General features: G+C 49.3%; 15 protein-coding genes and 1 other annotated feature. All 15 genes read right to left on the reverse strand.

Translation table 11 applies throughout. The features are described from left to right. Positions 1–42 precede the first annotated feature (42 nt). The gene (gene rpoC / locus R70723_RS28515) at positions 43–3654 is read right to left on the reverse strand and encodes a DNA-directed RNA polymerase subunit beta' (RefSeq protein WP_039877411.1); all 3612 of its coding nucleotides are present in this window, start codon (positions 3652–3654) and stop codon (positions 43–45) included. Positions 3655–3764: 110 nt separating this feature from the next. Beyond that, positions 3765–7310: a DNA-directed RNA polymerase subunit beta gene (gene rpoB / locus R70723_RS28520; RefSeq protein WP_039877413.1), complete on the reverse strand. Its 3546-nt coding sequence runs from the start codon at positions 7308–7310 to the stop codon at positions 3765–3767. 413 nt (positions 7311–7723) lie between these two features. Beyond that, positions 7724–8329, reverse strand: coding sequence for a class I SAM-dependent methyltransferase (locus tag R70723_RS28525; RefSeq protein WP_039877414.1), 606 nt, complete (start codon positions 8327–8329; stop codon positions 7724–7726). Between the two features lie 123 nt (positions 8330–8452). Then, on the reverse strand, positions 8453–8812 hold the full coding sequence (gene rplL, locus R70723_RS28530; RefSeq protein ID WP_039877415.1) for a 50S ribosomal protein L7/L12: 360 nt from the start codon (positions 8810–8812) through the stop codon (positions 8453–8455). Between the two features lie 65 nt (positions 8813–8877). Further along, entirely contained in the window at positions 8878–9381 is a 504-nt protein-coding gene (rplJ, locus tag R70723_RS28535; protein ID WP_039877416.1) for a 50S ribosomal protein L10, read from the reverse strand. 64 nt (positions 9382–9445) lie between these two features. Next, positions 9446–9599, reverse strand: a sequence feature (ribosomal protein L10 leader region). A gap of 68 nt (positions 9600–9667) precedes the next feature. Further along, entirely contained in the window at positions 9668–10360 is a 693-nt protein-coding gene (gene rplA, locus R70723_RS28540; RefSeq protein WP_039877417.1) for a 50S ribosomal protein L1, read from the reverse strand. Between the two features lie 81 nt (positions 10361–10441). Beyond that, complete coding sequence (gene rplK, locus R70723_RS28545; RefSeq protein WP_019908208.1) at positions 10442–10867, reverse strand: 50S ribosomal protein L11; 426 nt, start codon at positions 10865–10867, stop codon at positions 10442–10444. Between the two features lie 74 nt (positions 10868–10941). Beyond that, a complete protein-coding gene (gene nusG, locus R70723_RS28550) occupies positions 10942–11475 on the reverse strand; it encodes a transcription termination/antitermination protein NusG (RefSeq protein ID WP_020427084.1) in 534 nt (177 codons plus the stop codon). 21 nt (positions 11476–11496) lie between these two features. Further along, positions 11497–11688, reverse strand: a complete 192-nt coding sequence (secE, locus tag R70723_RS28555; RefSeq protein WP_039877418.1) for a preprotein translocase subunit SecE — start codon at positions 11686–11688, stop codon at positions 11497–11499. A gap of 20 nt (positions 11689–11708) precedes the next feature. After that, the gene (gene rpmG, locus R70723_RS33155) at positions 11709–11858 is read right to left on the reverse strand and encodes a 50S ribosomal protein L33 (RefSeq protein WP_074086515.1); all 150 of its coding nucleotides are present in this window, start codon (positions 11856–11858) and stop codon (positions 11709–11711) included. A gap of 366 nt (positions 11859–12224) precedes the next feature. Next, positions 12225–12869 carry an RNA polymerase sporulation sigma factor SigH gene (sigH, locus tag R70723_RS28560; protein WP_019908203.1) on the reverse strand — a complete coding sequence of 215 codons (645 nt, stop codon included), beginning with the start codon at positions 12867–12869 and terminating at the stop codon, positions 12225–12227. A 156-nt stretch (positions 12870–13025) separates the two neighbouring features. After that, positions 13026–13547, reverse strand: a complete 522-nt coding sequence (locus tag R70723_RS28565) for an NYN domain-containing protein (RefSeq protein WP_039877419.1) — start codon at positions 13545–13547, stop codon at positions 13026–13028. Positions 13548–13549: 2 nt separating this feature from the next. Next, positions 13550–14311, reverse strand: a complete 762-nt coding sequence (rlmB, locus tag R70723_RS28570; protein WP_039877420.1) for a 23S rRNA (guanosine(2251)-2'-O)-methyltransferase RlmB — start codon at positions 14309–14311, stop codon at positions 13550–13552. A 34-nt stretch (positions 14312–14345) separates the two neighbouring features. Beyond that, positions 14346–14783, reverse strand: a complete 438-nt coding sequence (locus R70723_RS28575) for a Mini-ribonuclease 3 (RefSeq protein ID WP_039877421.1) — start codon at positions 14781–14783, stop codon at positions 14346–14348. Further along, complete coding sequence (gene cysS, locus R70723_RS28580) at positions 14780–16186, reverse strand: cysteine--tRNA ligase (RefSeq protein ID WP_039877422.1); 1407 nt, start codon at positions 16184–16186, stop codon at positions 14780–14782. The genes R70723_RS28575 and cysS overlap by 4 nt, the downstream gene beginning before the upstream one ends.

A 16186-nucleotide genomic window follows, 5' to 3' on the forward strand; every position in this document is an offset into this window, starting at 1 on the left:
ATTAAGCCCGCGGCGCGGAATCTGCTTGCCATGATAATTTCATTATTCGGCTGGAACCGCTTCTTGAGCTTCTTGCTCGCTCTCTTCATTCGGATCATTCAGCTTCACATTACGGTAACGGTTCATACCTGTTCCGGCAGGAATCAGCTTACCGATGATAACATTTTCTTTCAGTCCAAGAAGCTTATCCACTTTACCCTTAATTGCTGCATCGGTCAGGACGCGGGTAGTTTCTTGGAAGGATGCTGCAGACAGGAAGGAATCCGTCTCCAGGGAAGCCTTGGTAATACCGAGCAATACCGGTTTGGCAACTGCCGGCTCCTTACCTGAAAGAATAGCTTCCTTGTTGGCTGCTTCAAATTCCTGAATATCCGCAAAGGCACCCGGAAGAAGAGTAGTCTCTCCGGCGTCGATAATACGGATTTTGCGCAGCATCTGCTTAATCATAACTTCAATGTGCTTATCGTTAATTTCTACGCCCTGGTTACGATATACGCGTTGGACTTCCTGCAGAATGTAGTTCTGCACCCCGCGGATACCCTTAATGCGCAGCATTTCTTTAGGGTCAATAGAACCGTCAGTCAGCTCATCCCCGGCTTCAATCTCCTGGCCTTCGCTGACACGCAGACGTGAACCGTAAGTGATGGAATAAGTTTTGGATTCAGCTTCACCTTGAACCTCGATTTCACGGCGGTCCTTCGTTTCGCGGATTTCCTTAATTACCCCGTCAATCTCACTGATTGTAGCCTGACCTTTAGGGTTACGGGCCTCAAAGAGCTCCTGGATACGCGGCAAACCTTGCGTGATGTCATCACCGGCAACACCCCCGGTATGGAACGTACGCATGGTAAGCTGGGTTCCCGGCTCACCGATGGATTGTGCGGCAATAATACCTACAGCTTCACCGATTTCCACGAATTTACCTGTTGCCAGGTTACGTCCGTAGCATTTTTTGCAGACCCCGTGACGGGCACGGCAGCTCAGTACAGAACGGATTTGCAGCTTGGTTACGCCTGCATTAACAATCTCTTCAGCCTTATCAGAGTCAATCAGATCGTTACGGTGAACGATGATTTCCTTGGTTTCCGGATGACGGACTGTTTCGAAGGAATAACGGCCTTCAATACGGTCGTACAGATCCTCGATAACTTCCTTACCATCCTGGATACGGCTTACGGTGAAGCCTTTATCCGTACCGCAATCCTCTTCACGCACGATAACGTCCTGGGCCACGTCTACGAGACGGCGGGTCAGGTAACCGGAATCCGCTGTACGCAGCGCTGTATCGGCCAGACCTTTACGCGCTCCGTGCGTCGAGATAAAGTACTCGAGGACGGTCAGACCTTCACGGAAGTTCGCTTTAATCGGCAATTCGAAGATACGGCCGGATGGTGTCGCCATCAGTCCGCGCATACCGCCCAGCTGGGTGATCTGCGATTTGTTACCGCGCGCCTTGGAATCAACCATGAGCATGATCGAGTTGAAACGGTCCATCGACTTCAGCAGGATGTTCGTAAGTTCATCCTTAGTCTTCGACCAGATTTCAATAACACGGTCATAACGCTCGTCATTGGTGATCAGACCACGACGGTACTGGTTGGCAACCACATTAACCTTAGCATCTGACTCTTCAAGGATCTTAGTCTTTTCATCAGGTACTACAACGTCTGATACGGCAACTGTTACACCGGAACGTGTGGAATACGTGAATCCCAGCTGTTTGATCTTGTCAAGAATCATAGATGTTTTGGTTGTGTGGTAGGTCTCGAAGCAGCGTGCAATAATCAGACCGAGATATTCTTTACCTACAGCACTTGCATCCTCAGCACTCATGATGCGTTCACGGATATCGGCGCCTTTTTCGTAGATGAAGTATTTCTCAGGTGTTCCCTGCAGCAGGTTCGCTTTGGTAGCTTCGTTGATATATGGGAAACTGCTCGGATAAATTTCATTGAAGATAATTTTACCGATTGTTGTAATCAGCATTGCGTTTTGCTGCTCTTCTGTAAAGTTGGTTTTACCCAGTGCTTTAACAGGAATAGCCACACGTGCATGCAGACCTGCTGTTCCGCGCTGATAAGCTGATACAGCCTCATTCACATTACGCAGGATCATACCTGTGCCTTTTTCTTCCTTGTTGTCCATAGTCAGGTAGAATGTACCCAAGACCATATCCTGGGAAGGAGTAACAACCGGCTTACCATCCTTAGGGTTAAGGATATTACCGGATGCAAGCATCAGGAGACGTGCTTCAGCCTGGGCTTCAGCTGACAGAGGAACGTGCACCGCCATCTGGTCACCGTCAAAGTCGGCATTGTAAGCCGTACATACGAGCGGGTGAAGACGGATAGCATGGCCTTCTACCAGAATCGGTTCAAATGCCTGGATACCGAGTCTGTGCAGCGTAGGGGCACGGTTCAGAAGAACCGGATGCTCTCTGATTACTTCTTCAAGGACATCCCATACTTCAGGGCTTACGCGTTCAACCTTGCGCTTCGCACTCTTGATGTTATGGGCGAGACCTTTGTTAACCAGTTCTTTCATTACGAACGGCTTGAAGAGCTCCAGAGCCATTTTCTTCGGAAGACCGCATTGGTACATCTTCAGATAAGGTCCTACAACGATAACAGAACGTCCGGAGTAGTCAACACGCTTACCGAGCAAGTTCTGGCGGAAACGGCCCTGTTTACCTTTCAGCATATGGCTGAGCGATTTGAGCGGACGGTTACCAGGACCTGTTACAGGACGGCCGCGGCGGCCGTTGTCGATCAGAGCATCGACAGCTTCCTGAAGCATCCGTTTCTCATTCTGCACGATGATATCAGGAGCGCCGAGATCAAGCAGTCTCTTAAGACGGTTGTTGCGGTTGATTACGCGGCGGTACAGGTCATTAAGGTCAGACGTAGCAAAACGGCCGCCATCCAGTTGAACCATCGGGCGAAGCTCCGGAGGAATAACCGGAAGCACATCCATGATCATCCAATCAGGTTTGTTGCCGGAGTTACGGAAGGCCTCAATAACTTCTAGGCGTTTGATCGCCCGGTTGCGGCGCTGGCCTTGTGCCGTGCGCAGCTCTTCCTTGAGGAATTCCAATTCTTTATCGATATCGATATCCTGAAGAAGTTTTTTGACTGCTTCAGCACCCATGCCTGCCTGGAACCCGTAGCCGTATTTTTCACGGTAGCTGCGGTATTCTTTTTCGGACAGAAGCTGCTTCTTCTCCAGCGGTGTTTCACCCGGATCCGTTACAACATAGGACGCGAAGTAGATAATCTCTTCCAGAGATCTTGGGGACATGTCCAGAGCCAGACCCATACGGCTTGGAATACCTTTGAAGTACCAGATATGAGATACCGGAGCTGCCAGCTCGATATGGCCCATACGTTCGCGGCGCACTTTAGCGCGGGTAACTTCCACGCCGCAGCGGTCGCAGACAACGCCCTTATAACGGACGCGTTTGTATTTACCACAGTGACATTCCCAGTCTTTTTGCGGTCCAAAAATACGCTCGCAGAACAAGCCTTCTTTTTCCGGTTTTAGCGTACGGTAGTTGATGGTTTCCGGTTTTTTTACTTCTCCGCGGGACCAAGAACGAATTTTTTCCGGAGAAGCAAGCCCGATTTTCATAAATTCAAAATTGTTAACGTCCAACAAGGAGCAACCCTCCTTAACCTATATCCTGATTTAGTACCGTTGGCCCTCCCTTGACAGTTAAATCAAAAGAGGGCACGGTCCTTTTAATAAATGTATATCTTGACTACGGATTAATCGGCGCCGACTTCTGCACCCTCCAAATTGAGGCTCAGCTTGTCGCCTGACGTCTCATCTTCATCATCCAGTTCCTTCATCTCGATCTCCTGCTCATCGCCGCTGAGGATTTTGACATCCATACCAAGCGACTGCAGCTCCTTGATGAGTACCTTGAACGATTCCGGAACACCCGGTTCTGGAACATTTTCACCTTTGACGATCGATTCGTATGTTTTCACACGGCCGACCACGTCATCGGACTTCACGGTTAAGATTTCCTGCAGTGTATATGCGGCACCGTATGCTTCAAGCGCCCATACTTCCATTTCCCCGAACCGCTGTCCGCCGAATTGCGCTTTACCGCCGAGCGGCTGCTGCGTAACGAGGGAGTAAGGTCCTGTGGAACGGGCATGGATTTTATCATCAACCATGTGCGCCAGCTTGATCATGTGCATGACGCCGACAGTAACTTCACGCTCAAAGCGCTCGCCTGTACGGCCGTCATATAGCACAGTCTTACCGTTGCGCTGCATGCCTGCTTCTTCCATAGTGTCAAACACGTCATTCTCGCGGGCACCGTCGAATACCGGCGTAGCTACGTGAATACCGAGCTGCAGTGCCGCCATACCGATATGAACCTCAAGCACCTGTCCGATGTTCATACGGGAAGGTACGCCCAGCGGGTTCAGTACTACCTGTACCGGAGTACCGTCCGGAAGGAACGGCATATCCTCTTCAGGCAGGATACGGGCAACGACACCCTTGTTACCGTGACGTCCCGCCATCTTGTCACCCTCAGAAATCTTACGCTTCTGGGCGATATAGACGCGGACCAGCTGATTCACGCCAGGAGGCAGCTCATCGCCGTTCTCACGGGTGAAGACCTTAACATCAACGATAATACCGTCACTGCCGTGAGGAACGCGCAGCGAGGTGTCACGCACTTCACGGGCCTTCTCACCGAAGATCGCATGCAGCAGCCGCTCTTCAGCTGTCAGCTCTGTTACGCCCTTAGGAGTAACTTTACCAACGAGAATGTCACCGGCATTGATCTCGGCACCGATGCGGATAATACCGCGCTCGTCGAGATTGCGCAGAGCCTCTTCACCCACGTTAGGAATATCACGGGTAATTTCTTCAGGTCCCAGCTTCGTGTCGCGGGCTTCGGATTCGTATTCCTCGATGTGAATCGAAGTATATACATCTTCCTTAACGAGCTTCTCACTCAGCAGGATCGCATCCTCGTAGTTATAACCTTCCCATGTCATGAACGCAACAACTACGTTGCGGCCCAGGGCCAATTCACCCATTTCAGTGGAAGGACCGTCTGCCAGGATGTCACCCTTCTTAACAATGTCCCCTCTTTTAGCAAGCGGACGCTGATTAATGCAGGTACCTTGGTTCGAACGCATAAATTTGTGTAATTTATATTTAACGATATCGCCTTTAACTTCCTTGCCGTCAACAGCTTCTACACGGCGCAGCCAAATTTCATTAGCTGAGGAACGTTCAATGATACCGTCATACTTGGAAACAATACATACGCCTGAGTCTTTAGCGGATTTATGTTCCATCCCTGTACCTACAAGTGGTGCTTTCGGAATCAGAAGCGGAACGGCCTGGCGCTGCATGTTCGATCCCATCAGTGCGCGGTTGGAGTCATCGTTCTCTAGGAACGGAATGAGCGCCGTAGCGACCGATACAACCTGTTTTGGTGAAACGTCCATGTAGTCAACGCGATTACTAGGCATTGTAGTAATGTTGTCGGAGTCTTTGTTATAACGGACGATAACCATATCTTCCTTGAACGTACCGTCCTCATCGATCAGTACATTAGCCTGGGCTACGACATAGTTATCTTCTTCATCGGCAGTCAGATAATCAATCTGCTCGGTAACCTTGCCTGTCTTAGGATCCACCCAACGGTACGGAGCTTCAATGAAGCCATACTCATTGATGCGGGCAAAGGTAGACAAGGAGTTGATCAGACCGATATTCGGACCTTCCGGTGTTTCGATTGGACACATACGGCCATAGTGACTGTGGTGTACGTCGCGGACTTCAAAGCCAGCGCGTTCACGGGTCAGACCGCCGGGTCCGAGTGCCGATAGACGGCGTTTGTGCGTAAGCTCAGCAAGCGGGTTCGTCTGGTCCATAAACTGGGACAGCTGCGAACTTCCGAAGAACTCTTTAATGGACGCAATAACGGGACGTATGTTGATCAGAGCCTGCGGTGTAATCGCATTGGCATCCTGAATGGACATTCTCTCGCGCACTACGCGTTCCATACGGGACAGACCGATACGGAACTGGTTCTGCAGCAGTTCACCCACGGAGCGCAGACGACGGTTACCCAAGTGGTCGATATCATCCGTGTTACCGATACCGTGCAGCAAATTAATAAAGTAGCTGATCGAGGAGATAATATCAGCCTGGGTAATATGCTTGACCGACTTGTCGATGTTGCCGTTGGCAATAAGCTTGATAACCCGGCCTTCTTCAATCGGCGAGAATACGTCGATCGTCTGTAGAGGAATATCCAAGCTGTCCATAACTCCGCCTGTTACACGGTAGTTCTTGGCAGCAACATTTTTTTCGAAATAAGGAATCAGCTCATCAAGCAGACGGCGGTCAACCATTTGACCGGATTCTGCCAGAATCTCGCCTGTAGCTTCATCAACGAGCGGCTGGGCCAGACGCTGATTGAACAGACGGTTCTTGATGTGCAGCTTTTTGTTGATTTTGTAGCGGCCGACATTGGCCAGATCATAGCGCTTTGGATCAAAGAAGCGTGCGACCAAAAGGCTCTTGGCATTGTCAAGTGTCGGAGGTTCGCCCGGACGGAGCCGCTCATAAATTTCGATAAGCGCTTTTTCCGTAGAGTCCGTGTTGTCTTTATCCAGCGTATTGCGAATATATTCATCATTACCAAGCAATTCCAGAATCTCGGCATCGCTACCGAAACCAAGAGCACGCAGAAGCACGGTAACCGGAATTTTGCGAGTACGGTCGATGCGGACATACATGATGTCTTTAGCATCCGTTTCAAGCTCCAGCCAGGCTCCGCGGTTAGGAATCACTGTGGCGGTGTAGGTTTTTTTGCCGTTTTTATCCACTTTTGTGCTGAAATAGACGCTAGGAGAGCGAACCAACTGGCTGACAATAACCCGTTCCGCACCATTGATAATAAAAGTGCCGGTCTCCGTCATCAGCGGGAAATCTCCCATGAACACTTCCTGCTCTTTGACCTCACCGGTCTCCTTATTAATGAGCCGTACCTTCACCCGCAGAGGAGCCGCATATGTTACGTCCCGCTCTTTAGCGTCGTCAACCGTATACTTCGGTTCACCCAGGCTGTAATCAATGAACTCCAGTACCAAATTACCCGTAAAATCCTGGATCGGCGAGATGTCCTGGAACATTTCCCGCAATCCTTCCTCCAAAAACCAATCATAAGATTTTTGTTGGATCTCGATCAGGTTCGGGACCTCGAGTACCTCGTTAATTCTCGCATAGCTCCGCCGAGTGCGTCGACCATACTGAACAAGATGTCCTGCCAACTTTACTCACCCCTCATGTCTACTCACTTAAAAATTGATTGCGAACCCTTGTTTGGACCCGTATAATGGAACCATAACACAAGGATTCGACCATAAATAAAGAAAAGCCCTTATCGAAATCTTTCGAAAAAAGAGCGCATCTATCCATGGCCAAAATACTCCTTATCCAGTAGATTTGCCCAAAACGTACATATTATACGTCACCAAGCAACAGTTTATGCGCTATTACCTATTATCCCGGCGGACATCGCCGTGACAGTAACATAGAGAACTGAATTCGCACAAACTTGCCTAACGGCTTGCGCTTGCCGGGGACAATATATTACTTGACATTTCAGCAAACTAAAGACATGGAGCCTAGGTTAATACTGACATTTTATAATAATACCACTATCAAAAGCGCATGTCAACATTTAATTGACAGTTTTCTGTGCTTTAATAATGCGGTAGCCTTTGTCTTTCCCCACTTCTTCAACATCCGTAAACAAGCTTTCCAGCTTAGCTGCCGCTGAAGGTGCACCCTGCTTCTTCTGAATCACAATCCACAGTGTCCCGCCCTCATTTAAATGCTCAAATGCCTGTTCAAAAATGTGATGCACTACCGCTTTGCCTGCCCGGATCGGAGGATTCGTCAGAATCACATCGAATTTCTGCCCCTGAACAGCAGACAGCACATCACTTTCTTTTACCGTAACGTTCTTCACCCCATTATTAACAGCATTCTCACGGGCAAGCTCTACCGCACGGCTATTAATATCAATCATTGTGACATGACCTTTAGGAGCAAGAAGTGCTGCGCTGATTCCAATAGGGCCATATCCGCAGCCCACATCGAGAACTGCTGCCCCCTCTGCAATTTCCATTGCTTCAATCAGAACACGGCTTCCATGGTCGATATCTCCTTTGGAGAAAACACCGGCATCGCTGGTAAATCGGAGGTTTTTTCCCCTCAGCACCGTATTGATTGTCCGTCTGTCATGACGTGCATCCGGCTGCTGTGAGTAATAATGCTGCGACATAGGATCCTCCCTTTCAATTCCGTAAAGATGTCTTTATACAGCAACCCCCTTGAACAAGTTCAAGGGGGTTGCATAAACCGGGATGAATCGCTCCCTCCCGGGGCATTACCTTATGGAAGCGAATTACTTCACTTCTACGCCAGCGCCTGCTTCTTCCAATTTTGCTTTGGTAGCATCGGCTTCTTCTTTGCTTACTTTTTCTTTGATTGGCTTAGGAGCGTTGTCTACCAGGTCTTTAGCTTCTTTCAAGCCCAGGCCTGTGATTTCGCGAACGATCTTGATAACGTTGATCTTGGAAGCGCCAGCGCTTGTCAGGATTACGTCGAATTCGGATTGCTCTTCTTCTACTGCTGCAGCTGCACCGCCAACAGCTACTGGAGCTGCTGCAGTTACACCGAATTCTTCTTCGATTGCTTTAACCAGTTCGTTCAGTTCCAGTACGCTCATGCCTTTAATTTCTTCTAAGATTGTTTCTTTGCTCATGATTGAACCTCCATTTTATATTTAAATTTGTTTGTGTTCTTGATTACGAGACTAGAATCAAAGGCTTACGCGCTTTGTTCTTCCTTCTCAGCAACAGCTTTAACTGCAAGCGCGAAGTTGCGCATTGGAGCTTGAAGCACGCTAAGCAGCATGGAGAGCAAACCTTCGCGGGAAGGAAGTTCTGCCAGTGCTTTCAGTTGGTCCGCATCGATAACTTTGCCTTCAACAACGCCGCCCTTCAGTTTCAGAGCATCATTCTTCTTAGCGAAGTCGTTCAAAATCTTGGCTGCTACTACCGCATCAGTTTCACTGAATGCTACTGCTGTAGGGCCAGTTAGAACTGCATCCAGTTCAGTCAGCTCAGCAGCTGCAGTCGCACGACGCACCAATGAGTTTTTCAGAACTTGAAAGTCAACGCCAGCTTCACGAAGCTGCTTACGCAGTTCAGTTACCTGGGCAACGTTCAATCCGCGGTAGTCCGCAACAACAGTAGAGATACTGTTCTGCAGTTTGCCGGTAACAACATCAACCGCATCCTGTTTAGCTTGGATTACTTTTGCATTTGCCAATTGTATACACCTCCTGAAAATTTATGTGACGGCGTCTTTTCCGAAAAATCCCCGCCGTTCCTACGCAGGCATCAGAAAAGCCTCCGCAGAATCACGAAGGCTTGATAAAAGGAAGATAACTCAGGCAGCGCCCGGCACTTCTTATTTCTATCACAACACCTCGGTAGGGAATTAAGCCTTACGGCACCTACTGTCTACGGTAAGCATATTCAAGTTCAAGAATGATCACCTTAAAGTTCACAACTGTTATAGATTATCAAAGATGACTCGAAGAGTCAACCCCTAATTATCTGAAAGCAGCTGCATTTACACGAGCGCTAGGTCCCATAGTGGACGAAATTGCGATGCCTTTAAGGTATACACCTTTAGCAGCAGCTGGTTTCGCACGGTTCAGAGCGTCCATAAGAGCTTTAAGATTTTCGTTCAATTGTTCAGGAGCAAAGGACACTTTGCCGATAGGCGCGTGAATTTGACCTGCTTTATCGAGACGGTATTCGATTTTACCGGCTTTGATTTCTTGCACAGCCTTGGTAACGTCGAAAGTAACTGTACCTGCTTTAGGGTTAGGCATAAGGCCCTTACCACCGAGCAGACGACCCAGTTTACCGACTTCGCTCATCATATCAGGTGTAGCTACGCAGACATCGAATTCAAACCAGCCCTGTTGGATTTTGTTGATCATGTCCTGATCGCCAACATAATCCGCACCGGCAGCTTCCGCTTCCTTCGCTTTTTCACCTTTTGCAAATACAAGCACGCGCTGTGTTTTGCCTGTGCCGTGTGGCAGGACAACTACACCACGAACTGCTTGGTCTTGTTTACGCGGGTCTACACCCAGACGAACTGCTGCTTCAACGGTTTCGTCGAATTTGGCAGTTGCCGCCTTTTTCACAAGCTCTACAGCTTCTGAAGGCTCGTAAGTTGCTTCGCTGTTGATCAGCTTAGCAGATTCCAGGTATTTCTTACCATGTTTAGCCATGAAAATGTTCCTCCTTTGTGGTGTTAGCGGAAATTCCTCCCACATATTGCGGTCATGAATGACCGGTTCATCGAATACATATTAGTCTTCGATTGTGATACCCATCGAGCGGGCAGTACCTTCAACCATACGCATTGCAGCTTCAACAGATGCAGCGTTAAGGTCAGGCATTTTTGTTTCGGCGATTTCACGAACCGCTGCGCGGCCGAGCTTCGCTACTTTTTTCTTGTTTGGTTCACCGGATCCTTTTTCTACTTTAGCAGCAATGCGAAGCAGAACGGCAGCCGGAGGAGTTTTAGTGATGAAAGTAAAGGAACGGTCTTCAAACACTGTAATTTCAACCGGGATGATCAGACCAGCCTGGTCAGCAGTACGAGCGTTGAATTCCTTACAGAATGCCATGATGTTGACACCTGCTTGACCTAACGCCGGACCTACTGGAGGCGCTGGATTCGCTTTCCCTGCAGGAATCTGCAGTTTCACCATTTTAATAACTTTTTTAGCCATGAGTGACACCTCCTTGCAAAAATAGTGGTATTCGAACGCTTATCGCGTTCTCCCACAAGAAACCCTTGACACTGTTATATTTTCTCCACTTGAGTGAAATCCAACTCCAGCGGGGTTTCCCGTCCAAACATGTTGACATGCACTTTGATCTTGCTCTTGTCGGCCAAAATTTCTTCCACAGAGCCCACGAAATTCGCAAAAGGCCCAACCATAATACGTACGGATTCCTTAATTTCGAAATCAATCTTCGCTTTAGGTTCAACCATGCCCATATGCTTCAGAATTTGTTCAACTTCTTCCGGAAGCAAAGCGGTAGGCTTGGAGCCGGAACCTGTCGAACCGACAAATCCGGTAACGCCCGGCGTATTGCGGACAACATACCATGAATCATCAGTCTGAACCATTTCAACCAAAACATAACCGGGGTAAACTTTACGCATAACGGTTTTTTTCTTACCGTCTTTGTTTACCAATTCCTCTTCCATAGGAACAAGAACGCGGAATATTTTGTCTTCCATGCCCATGGACTCAACGCGTTTTTCCAAATTGGCCTTAACCTTATTCTCATACCCGGAATAGGTATGAACAACATACCATCTTTTTTCCATACCAAGCCACCTTGGACCTCTCTAAATAATCGCTTCAATTGCAGCGGAAATAATGATGTCCAGAACCCAGAAGTAAACAGCGACAACTACAATAGTACCGAGAACGATCATTGTATAGTTCTTCAGCTCTTTACGGCTAGGCCAGCGAACTTTTTTAAGTTCACTCCAGCTCTCAGTGAAAAAGGAAAACAGAGACTTGAAACTACGTTTCACGCCGACTACACCTCCAAAGACTATCTGGTTTCGCGATGAGGAGTTTGCTCGTTACAGAACTTGCAAAATTTCTTCATCTCCAAGCGGTCGGGGTGATTTCGCTTGTTTTTAGTTGTCGCATAGTTTCTTTGTTTGCAACTTGTACAAGCCAAAGTGATAATTACCCGCATGATGTGCACCTCCCGAAGACGTACTTCTAACTGTTAAATTAGAAGACGCAAATATTGATCCTAAAAAAAACCCGCGAATTTAGGCCTACCTAAAACACTTTAGCATAATGTCAACGTCTGTGTCAACGAAAGAATTGCCCTATCGCGCTGGGTAATTCCGGGTTTGTAATCGTGCGCCGCGTGTTGTCCTGGTTCTGCCTTTTTTCAAGCTGAACGCTGTTATTCCCTATACATTATGGAGCATTCCGACTGTGCGTAAACCTGTTATAACCGTCAGCGTCCAAATTCCCGTCAAATGAAGATACAGAAGCTATCAAAACACTAAAAAAAGACTCGATGTCCGAGCCTTTCATTAACATTATATCATTAATTGTCACGCACTTCCAGATATCTTTCCAGCTTCCGCTTGACCCGCTGCAATGCGTTGTCAATAGACTTCACATGACGCTTCAGGTCCTCTGCAATCTCCTGATAGGAGCGTCCGTCCAGATAAAGCATCAGCACCTTGCGCTCAAGATCGCTGAGAATTTCAGCCATCTTATCTTCCAGTCCGATAAATTCCTCCTGGTTGATAATCAGCTCTTCCGGATCCAGCACCTGGGTGCCGCAGATCACATCCATCAATGTCCGGTCGGAATCCTCATCGTAGATGGGCTTGTCCAAGGAAACGTAGGAGTTAAGCGGAATATGCTTCTGGCGGGTAGCTGTCTTAATCGCGGTTATAATCTGGCGGGTAATGCAAAGCTCGGCAAACGCCTTGAATGAAGAGAGCTTGTCACCTTTGAAGTCACGGATTGCCTTATACAGGCCAATCATGCCTTCCTGCACAATATCTTCCCGGTCAGCACCGATCAAGAAATAAGAACGGGCTTTAGCGCGTACGAAATTACGGTACTTGTTAATTAAGTGTTCCAATGCGCCACTGTCGCCACCACGGAAGATCTCGACAATTTCTTCATCACTTATGAAATCATACTCGGAAAGCATTATTTCCTTGAGGTCGACACTCACCAAGAATCCCCCCGGCTGCAACGCAAGACACATCGTTACTTCGCTAAAATATAGGAACAGTATATATTATGTTACCTTACAACGTCAACCAGATATTGTCCAGAAAAAATCTTCTATAACAATTTTTGGGATTTCAGGCTTTGGGCTGCGTTACATTCACTGCCGGCGCCAGTCATCAAGCCGCTTGCGCATATCCGGCGGGAGTTTATCTTCCAGCGAATGGCGTCTGGAACTGATTCTTTCCGGTTCTATCGCTTTTTTGACCAGCTTCTGGTTCTCTTCTATCTCCACCTTCAGTTCCCGGGCGGAAATGCGCAGTGCGCCTTGGGCAAAAATCACATGCTGCTCCACAAAATCGCTTGTCGCTACATAGATCTGCCGGCGCCGGTGGGTGAATTCGCCTACCAGCCGCTCGATGCATTCATCCGCTGTCTCCTTCTCCTTGGTGAAGACCACCTGAACCTTCCCCTGTACAAAGGACCGTCCGAGTCCCGGAACACGGTAAGCATCGAACACGGCGATGACGCGCCGTCCGGTGAATGCCTGATAATCAGCCAGCATATCCAGAAGACGGTCACGCGCCTCCTGCATGCCGTTCAGCGAAAGAGCCGCAAGCTCAGGCCAGCCGCCTATCATATTGTAACCATCCACCAGCAGCACATCGCGCCAGTCAGCCATAGCTATCCCTGCTGATGCCGGCGGCGCAGCACCTCATACATAATAACCCCGGCGGCAACCGATGCATTCAGGGAGTTGATCTTGCCGGCCATCGGAAGCTTGAGCAGCACATCGCATTTTTCGCGGATCAGCCGGCCTATGCCTTTATTCTCATTACCGATTACGACAGCTACGGGTCCTGTGAAAATATCCGATTCATACAGATTCTGATCGGTGGCGACATCAGTGCCAACCACCCAGACACCAAGCTCCTTAAGCCGGTCTATGGTCTGGCCGAGATTAGTGACCCGTGCAACCGGAACATATTCCACCGCACCCGCTGAGGTTTTGGAGACTGTTGCAGTAATTTGCGCAGACCGGCGCTTCGGAACAATTACACCATGTACCCCGGTGCAGTCTGCTGTACGGAGAATAGAGCCCAGATTATGCGGGTCCTCAATTTCATCCAGCAAAATCAGAAACGGAGGCTCACCCTTGGCTGCGGCTGCAGCCAGTATATCTTCCACTTCGCTATAGGCAAAAGGTGCTGCCTGCGCCACAACCCCCTGATGCTGCACCCCGGGTGCAAGCTGATCCAGCTTCCGCTTGTCCACATGCTGGATAACGATCCCCGCTTTACGCGCTTCCGCGATGATCGGCGCGGTCAAATGCTTCTGCGCCGTCTCAGCGACCCAGATTTTATTCAGTGTACGGCCAGCGCGCAGCGCTTCAAGCACCGAATGCTTGCCGGCCAGTATTTCCTCTTCCGTCCTTACTTCTTCCATGTTGTTGCCTCCTGTTTTATAGCTGTACACGGCCTCACTTGGACCGGTTCATCATGTACTCAATACTGCTATGGACCAGCTCCTGAATTCTTGTCTGCTGTCCCGTGTAATATAAATGTCCAATCAGGCATTCAAAAGCTGTCGCATGGCGATATTCCAGCACATCGGCATTCTTGGGAATTGTACCTGATTTGGCGTTGCGCCCCTGGCGGGCAACATCCTTCTCCTCATCGGTCAGCTGCGGCTCCAGATAAGCAAGGATCGTACTCTGTGCTTTGGCGGAGACGAGCCCGGTGGCTGTGCGGTGCAGGTGATTCGGCCGCAGGTTCGGCAGAGAAATCAAATATTGCCGTACGGCGACTTCATAAATGGCATCACCGGCATAAGCAAGCACAATCGGCGAGAGCAGCCGGGCCGGCTGCGAAGGTGCATAAGGGAACCATGCCCCGTCTATATTAAACCCGCCGCTCATTTGCGCCGCCACCGCATGCCCTGCGGAGTATCCTCCAGCAGGATGCCGAGACTGTTAAGCTCATCACGGATTTCATCGGACCGGCCCCAGTTCTTGTTCTTGCGGGCTTCTGCACGTTCGGCAATCAGGCGCTCAATTTCTTCGGTCGCAGCCTCGGCCTCAACCTCAGGTGTCAGGCGGAGTACAGCATTCATTTCGCCAAAAGTCTTCAGCAGCGCCGCAAAATCAGCAGAAGCGGCGTCGGTCTTGGCCAGCGTCTGATTCGCCAGGCTTACCCAGTCGAATACTGCAGTGATAGCATCCGGCGTGTTGAAGTCATCCTGCATTCTTGCATGGAAGCTGCTGATAATAGCGGCCAGCCGCTCAGCAACAGCTGCACTCGCTTCCCCATCTGCCCCTTCGGGAGCCAGCTCGAGACGGTGCTTCACATTGCTCTCGGCAAGAGCGATCCGTTCCGCACTCTTTTCAGCAGATAATAACGCCTCTTCTGTGAAGTTGAGCGGATTACGGTAATGGCTTGAGAGCATAAAGTAACGGATTGCAGCCGCTTTGAAGCGTGCCCGGATGTCCTTCACAAGCAGACCGTTGCCCAGCGATTTCGACATTTTCTCCTCACCGATATTGAGGAAGCCGTTGTGCATCCAATAATTCGACAATGGCTTGCCGGTCAAGGCTTCCGTCTGTGCGCATTCGCATTCATGGTGCGGGAACTGCAGATCCTGCCCGCCTCCGTGGATATCAATAGTCTCACCCAGGTATTCGCGCACCATAGCCGAGCACTCGATATGCCAGCCCGGACGCCCGTTGCCCCACGGACTGTGCCAATGCACTTCACCCGGCTTAGCTGCCTTCCAGAGTACAAAATCCTCCTGATTCTCTTTACGGGAATCCACTTCAATCCGGATGCCGAAATGCAGCTCCTCGAGATTCTGGCGGGACAGCTTGCCGTAATCAGCAAACTTGCCGGTGCGGTAATACACATCTCCGCCGTTCTCATAGGCATAGCCCTTCTCTTCAAGCTCCTTAATGAACTCGATAATCATGTCCATGCTTTCCGTAACACGCGGATTCATGGTTGCCGGCTTTACGCCAAGTCCGGTCAGATCCTCCTGATAAGCACTAATAAACATTTCTGCAACTTCCGCTACAGTAATATTCATTTCCTCCGCTTTACGGATCATTTTGTCATCCACGTCGGTAAAGTTGGTCAGATAACGCACTTCATTACCGAGCGCCTCCAGATAGTTACGGACCATATCAAAAACAATAACCGGTCTGGCATTTCCGATATGCATATAACCGTAGACTGTGGGTCCGCATACGTACATTTTGACCTTATCCGGCTCCTGCGGTACAAAGACCTCTTTAGCACGTGTCATAGTGTTGTAGATTTGCAAAGCCAT

The sequence above is a fragment of the Paenibacillus sp. FSL R7-0273 genome (assembly GCF_000758625.1).
Taxonomy (GTDB): domain Bacteria; phylum Bacillota; class Bacilli; order Paenibacillales; family Paenibacillaceae; genus Paenibacillus_AQ.

What these genes read in the sequence shown, in the direction of transcription:
- R70723_RS28525 (WP_039877414.1), bottom strand. Translation starts at nt 8,329, where the DNA reads ATGTCGCAGCATTATTACTCACAGCAGCCGGATGCACGTCATGACAGA.
- rplL (WP_039877415.1), bottom strand. Translation starts at nt 8,812, where the DNA reads ATGAGCAAAGAAACAATCTTAGAAGAAATTAAAGGCATGAGCGTACTG.
- rplA (WP_039877417.1), bottom strand. Translation starts at nt 10,360, where the DNA reads ATGGCTAAACATGGTAAGAAATACCTGGAATCTGCTAAGCTGATCAAC.
- rplK (WP_019908208.1), bottom strand. Translation starts at nt 10,867, where the DNA reads ATGGCTAAAAAAGTTATTAAAATGGTGAAACTGCAGATTCCTGCAGGG.
- nusG (WP_020427084.1), bottom strand. Translation starts at nt 11,475, where the DNA reads ATGGAAAAAAGATGGTATGTTGTTCATACCTATTCCGGGTATGAGAAT.
- rpmG (WP_074086515.1), bottom strand. Translation starts at nt 11,858, where the DNA reads ATGCGGGTAATTATCACTTTGGCTTGTACAAGTTGCAAACAAAGAAAC.
- R70723_RS28565 (WP_039877419.1), bottom strand. Translation starts at nt 13,547, where the DNA reads ATGGCTGACTGGCGCGATGTGCTGCTGGTGGATGGTTACAATATGATA.
- rlmB (WP_039877420.1), bottom strand. Translation starts at nt 14,311, where the DNA reads ATGGAAGAAGTAAGGACGGAAGAGGAAATACTGGCCGGCAAGCATTCG.
- R70723_RS28575 (WP_039877421.1), bottom strand. Translation starts at nt 14,783, where the DNA reads ATGAGCGGCGGGTTTAATATAGACGGGGCATGGTTCCCTTATGCACCT.
- cysS (WP_039877422.1), bottom strand. Translation starts at nt 16,186, where the DNA reads ATGGCTTTGCAAATCTACAACACTATGACACGTGCTAAAGAGGTCTTT.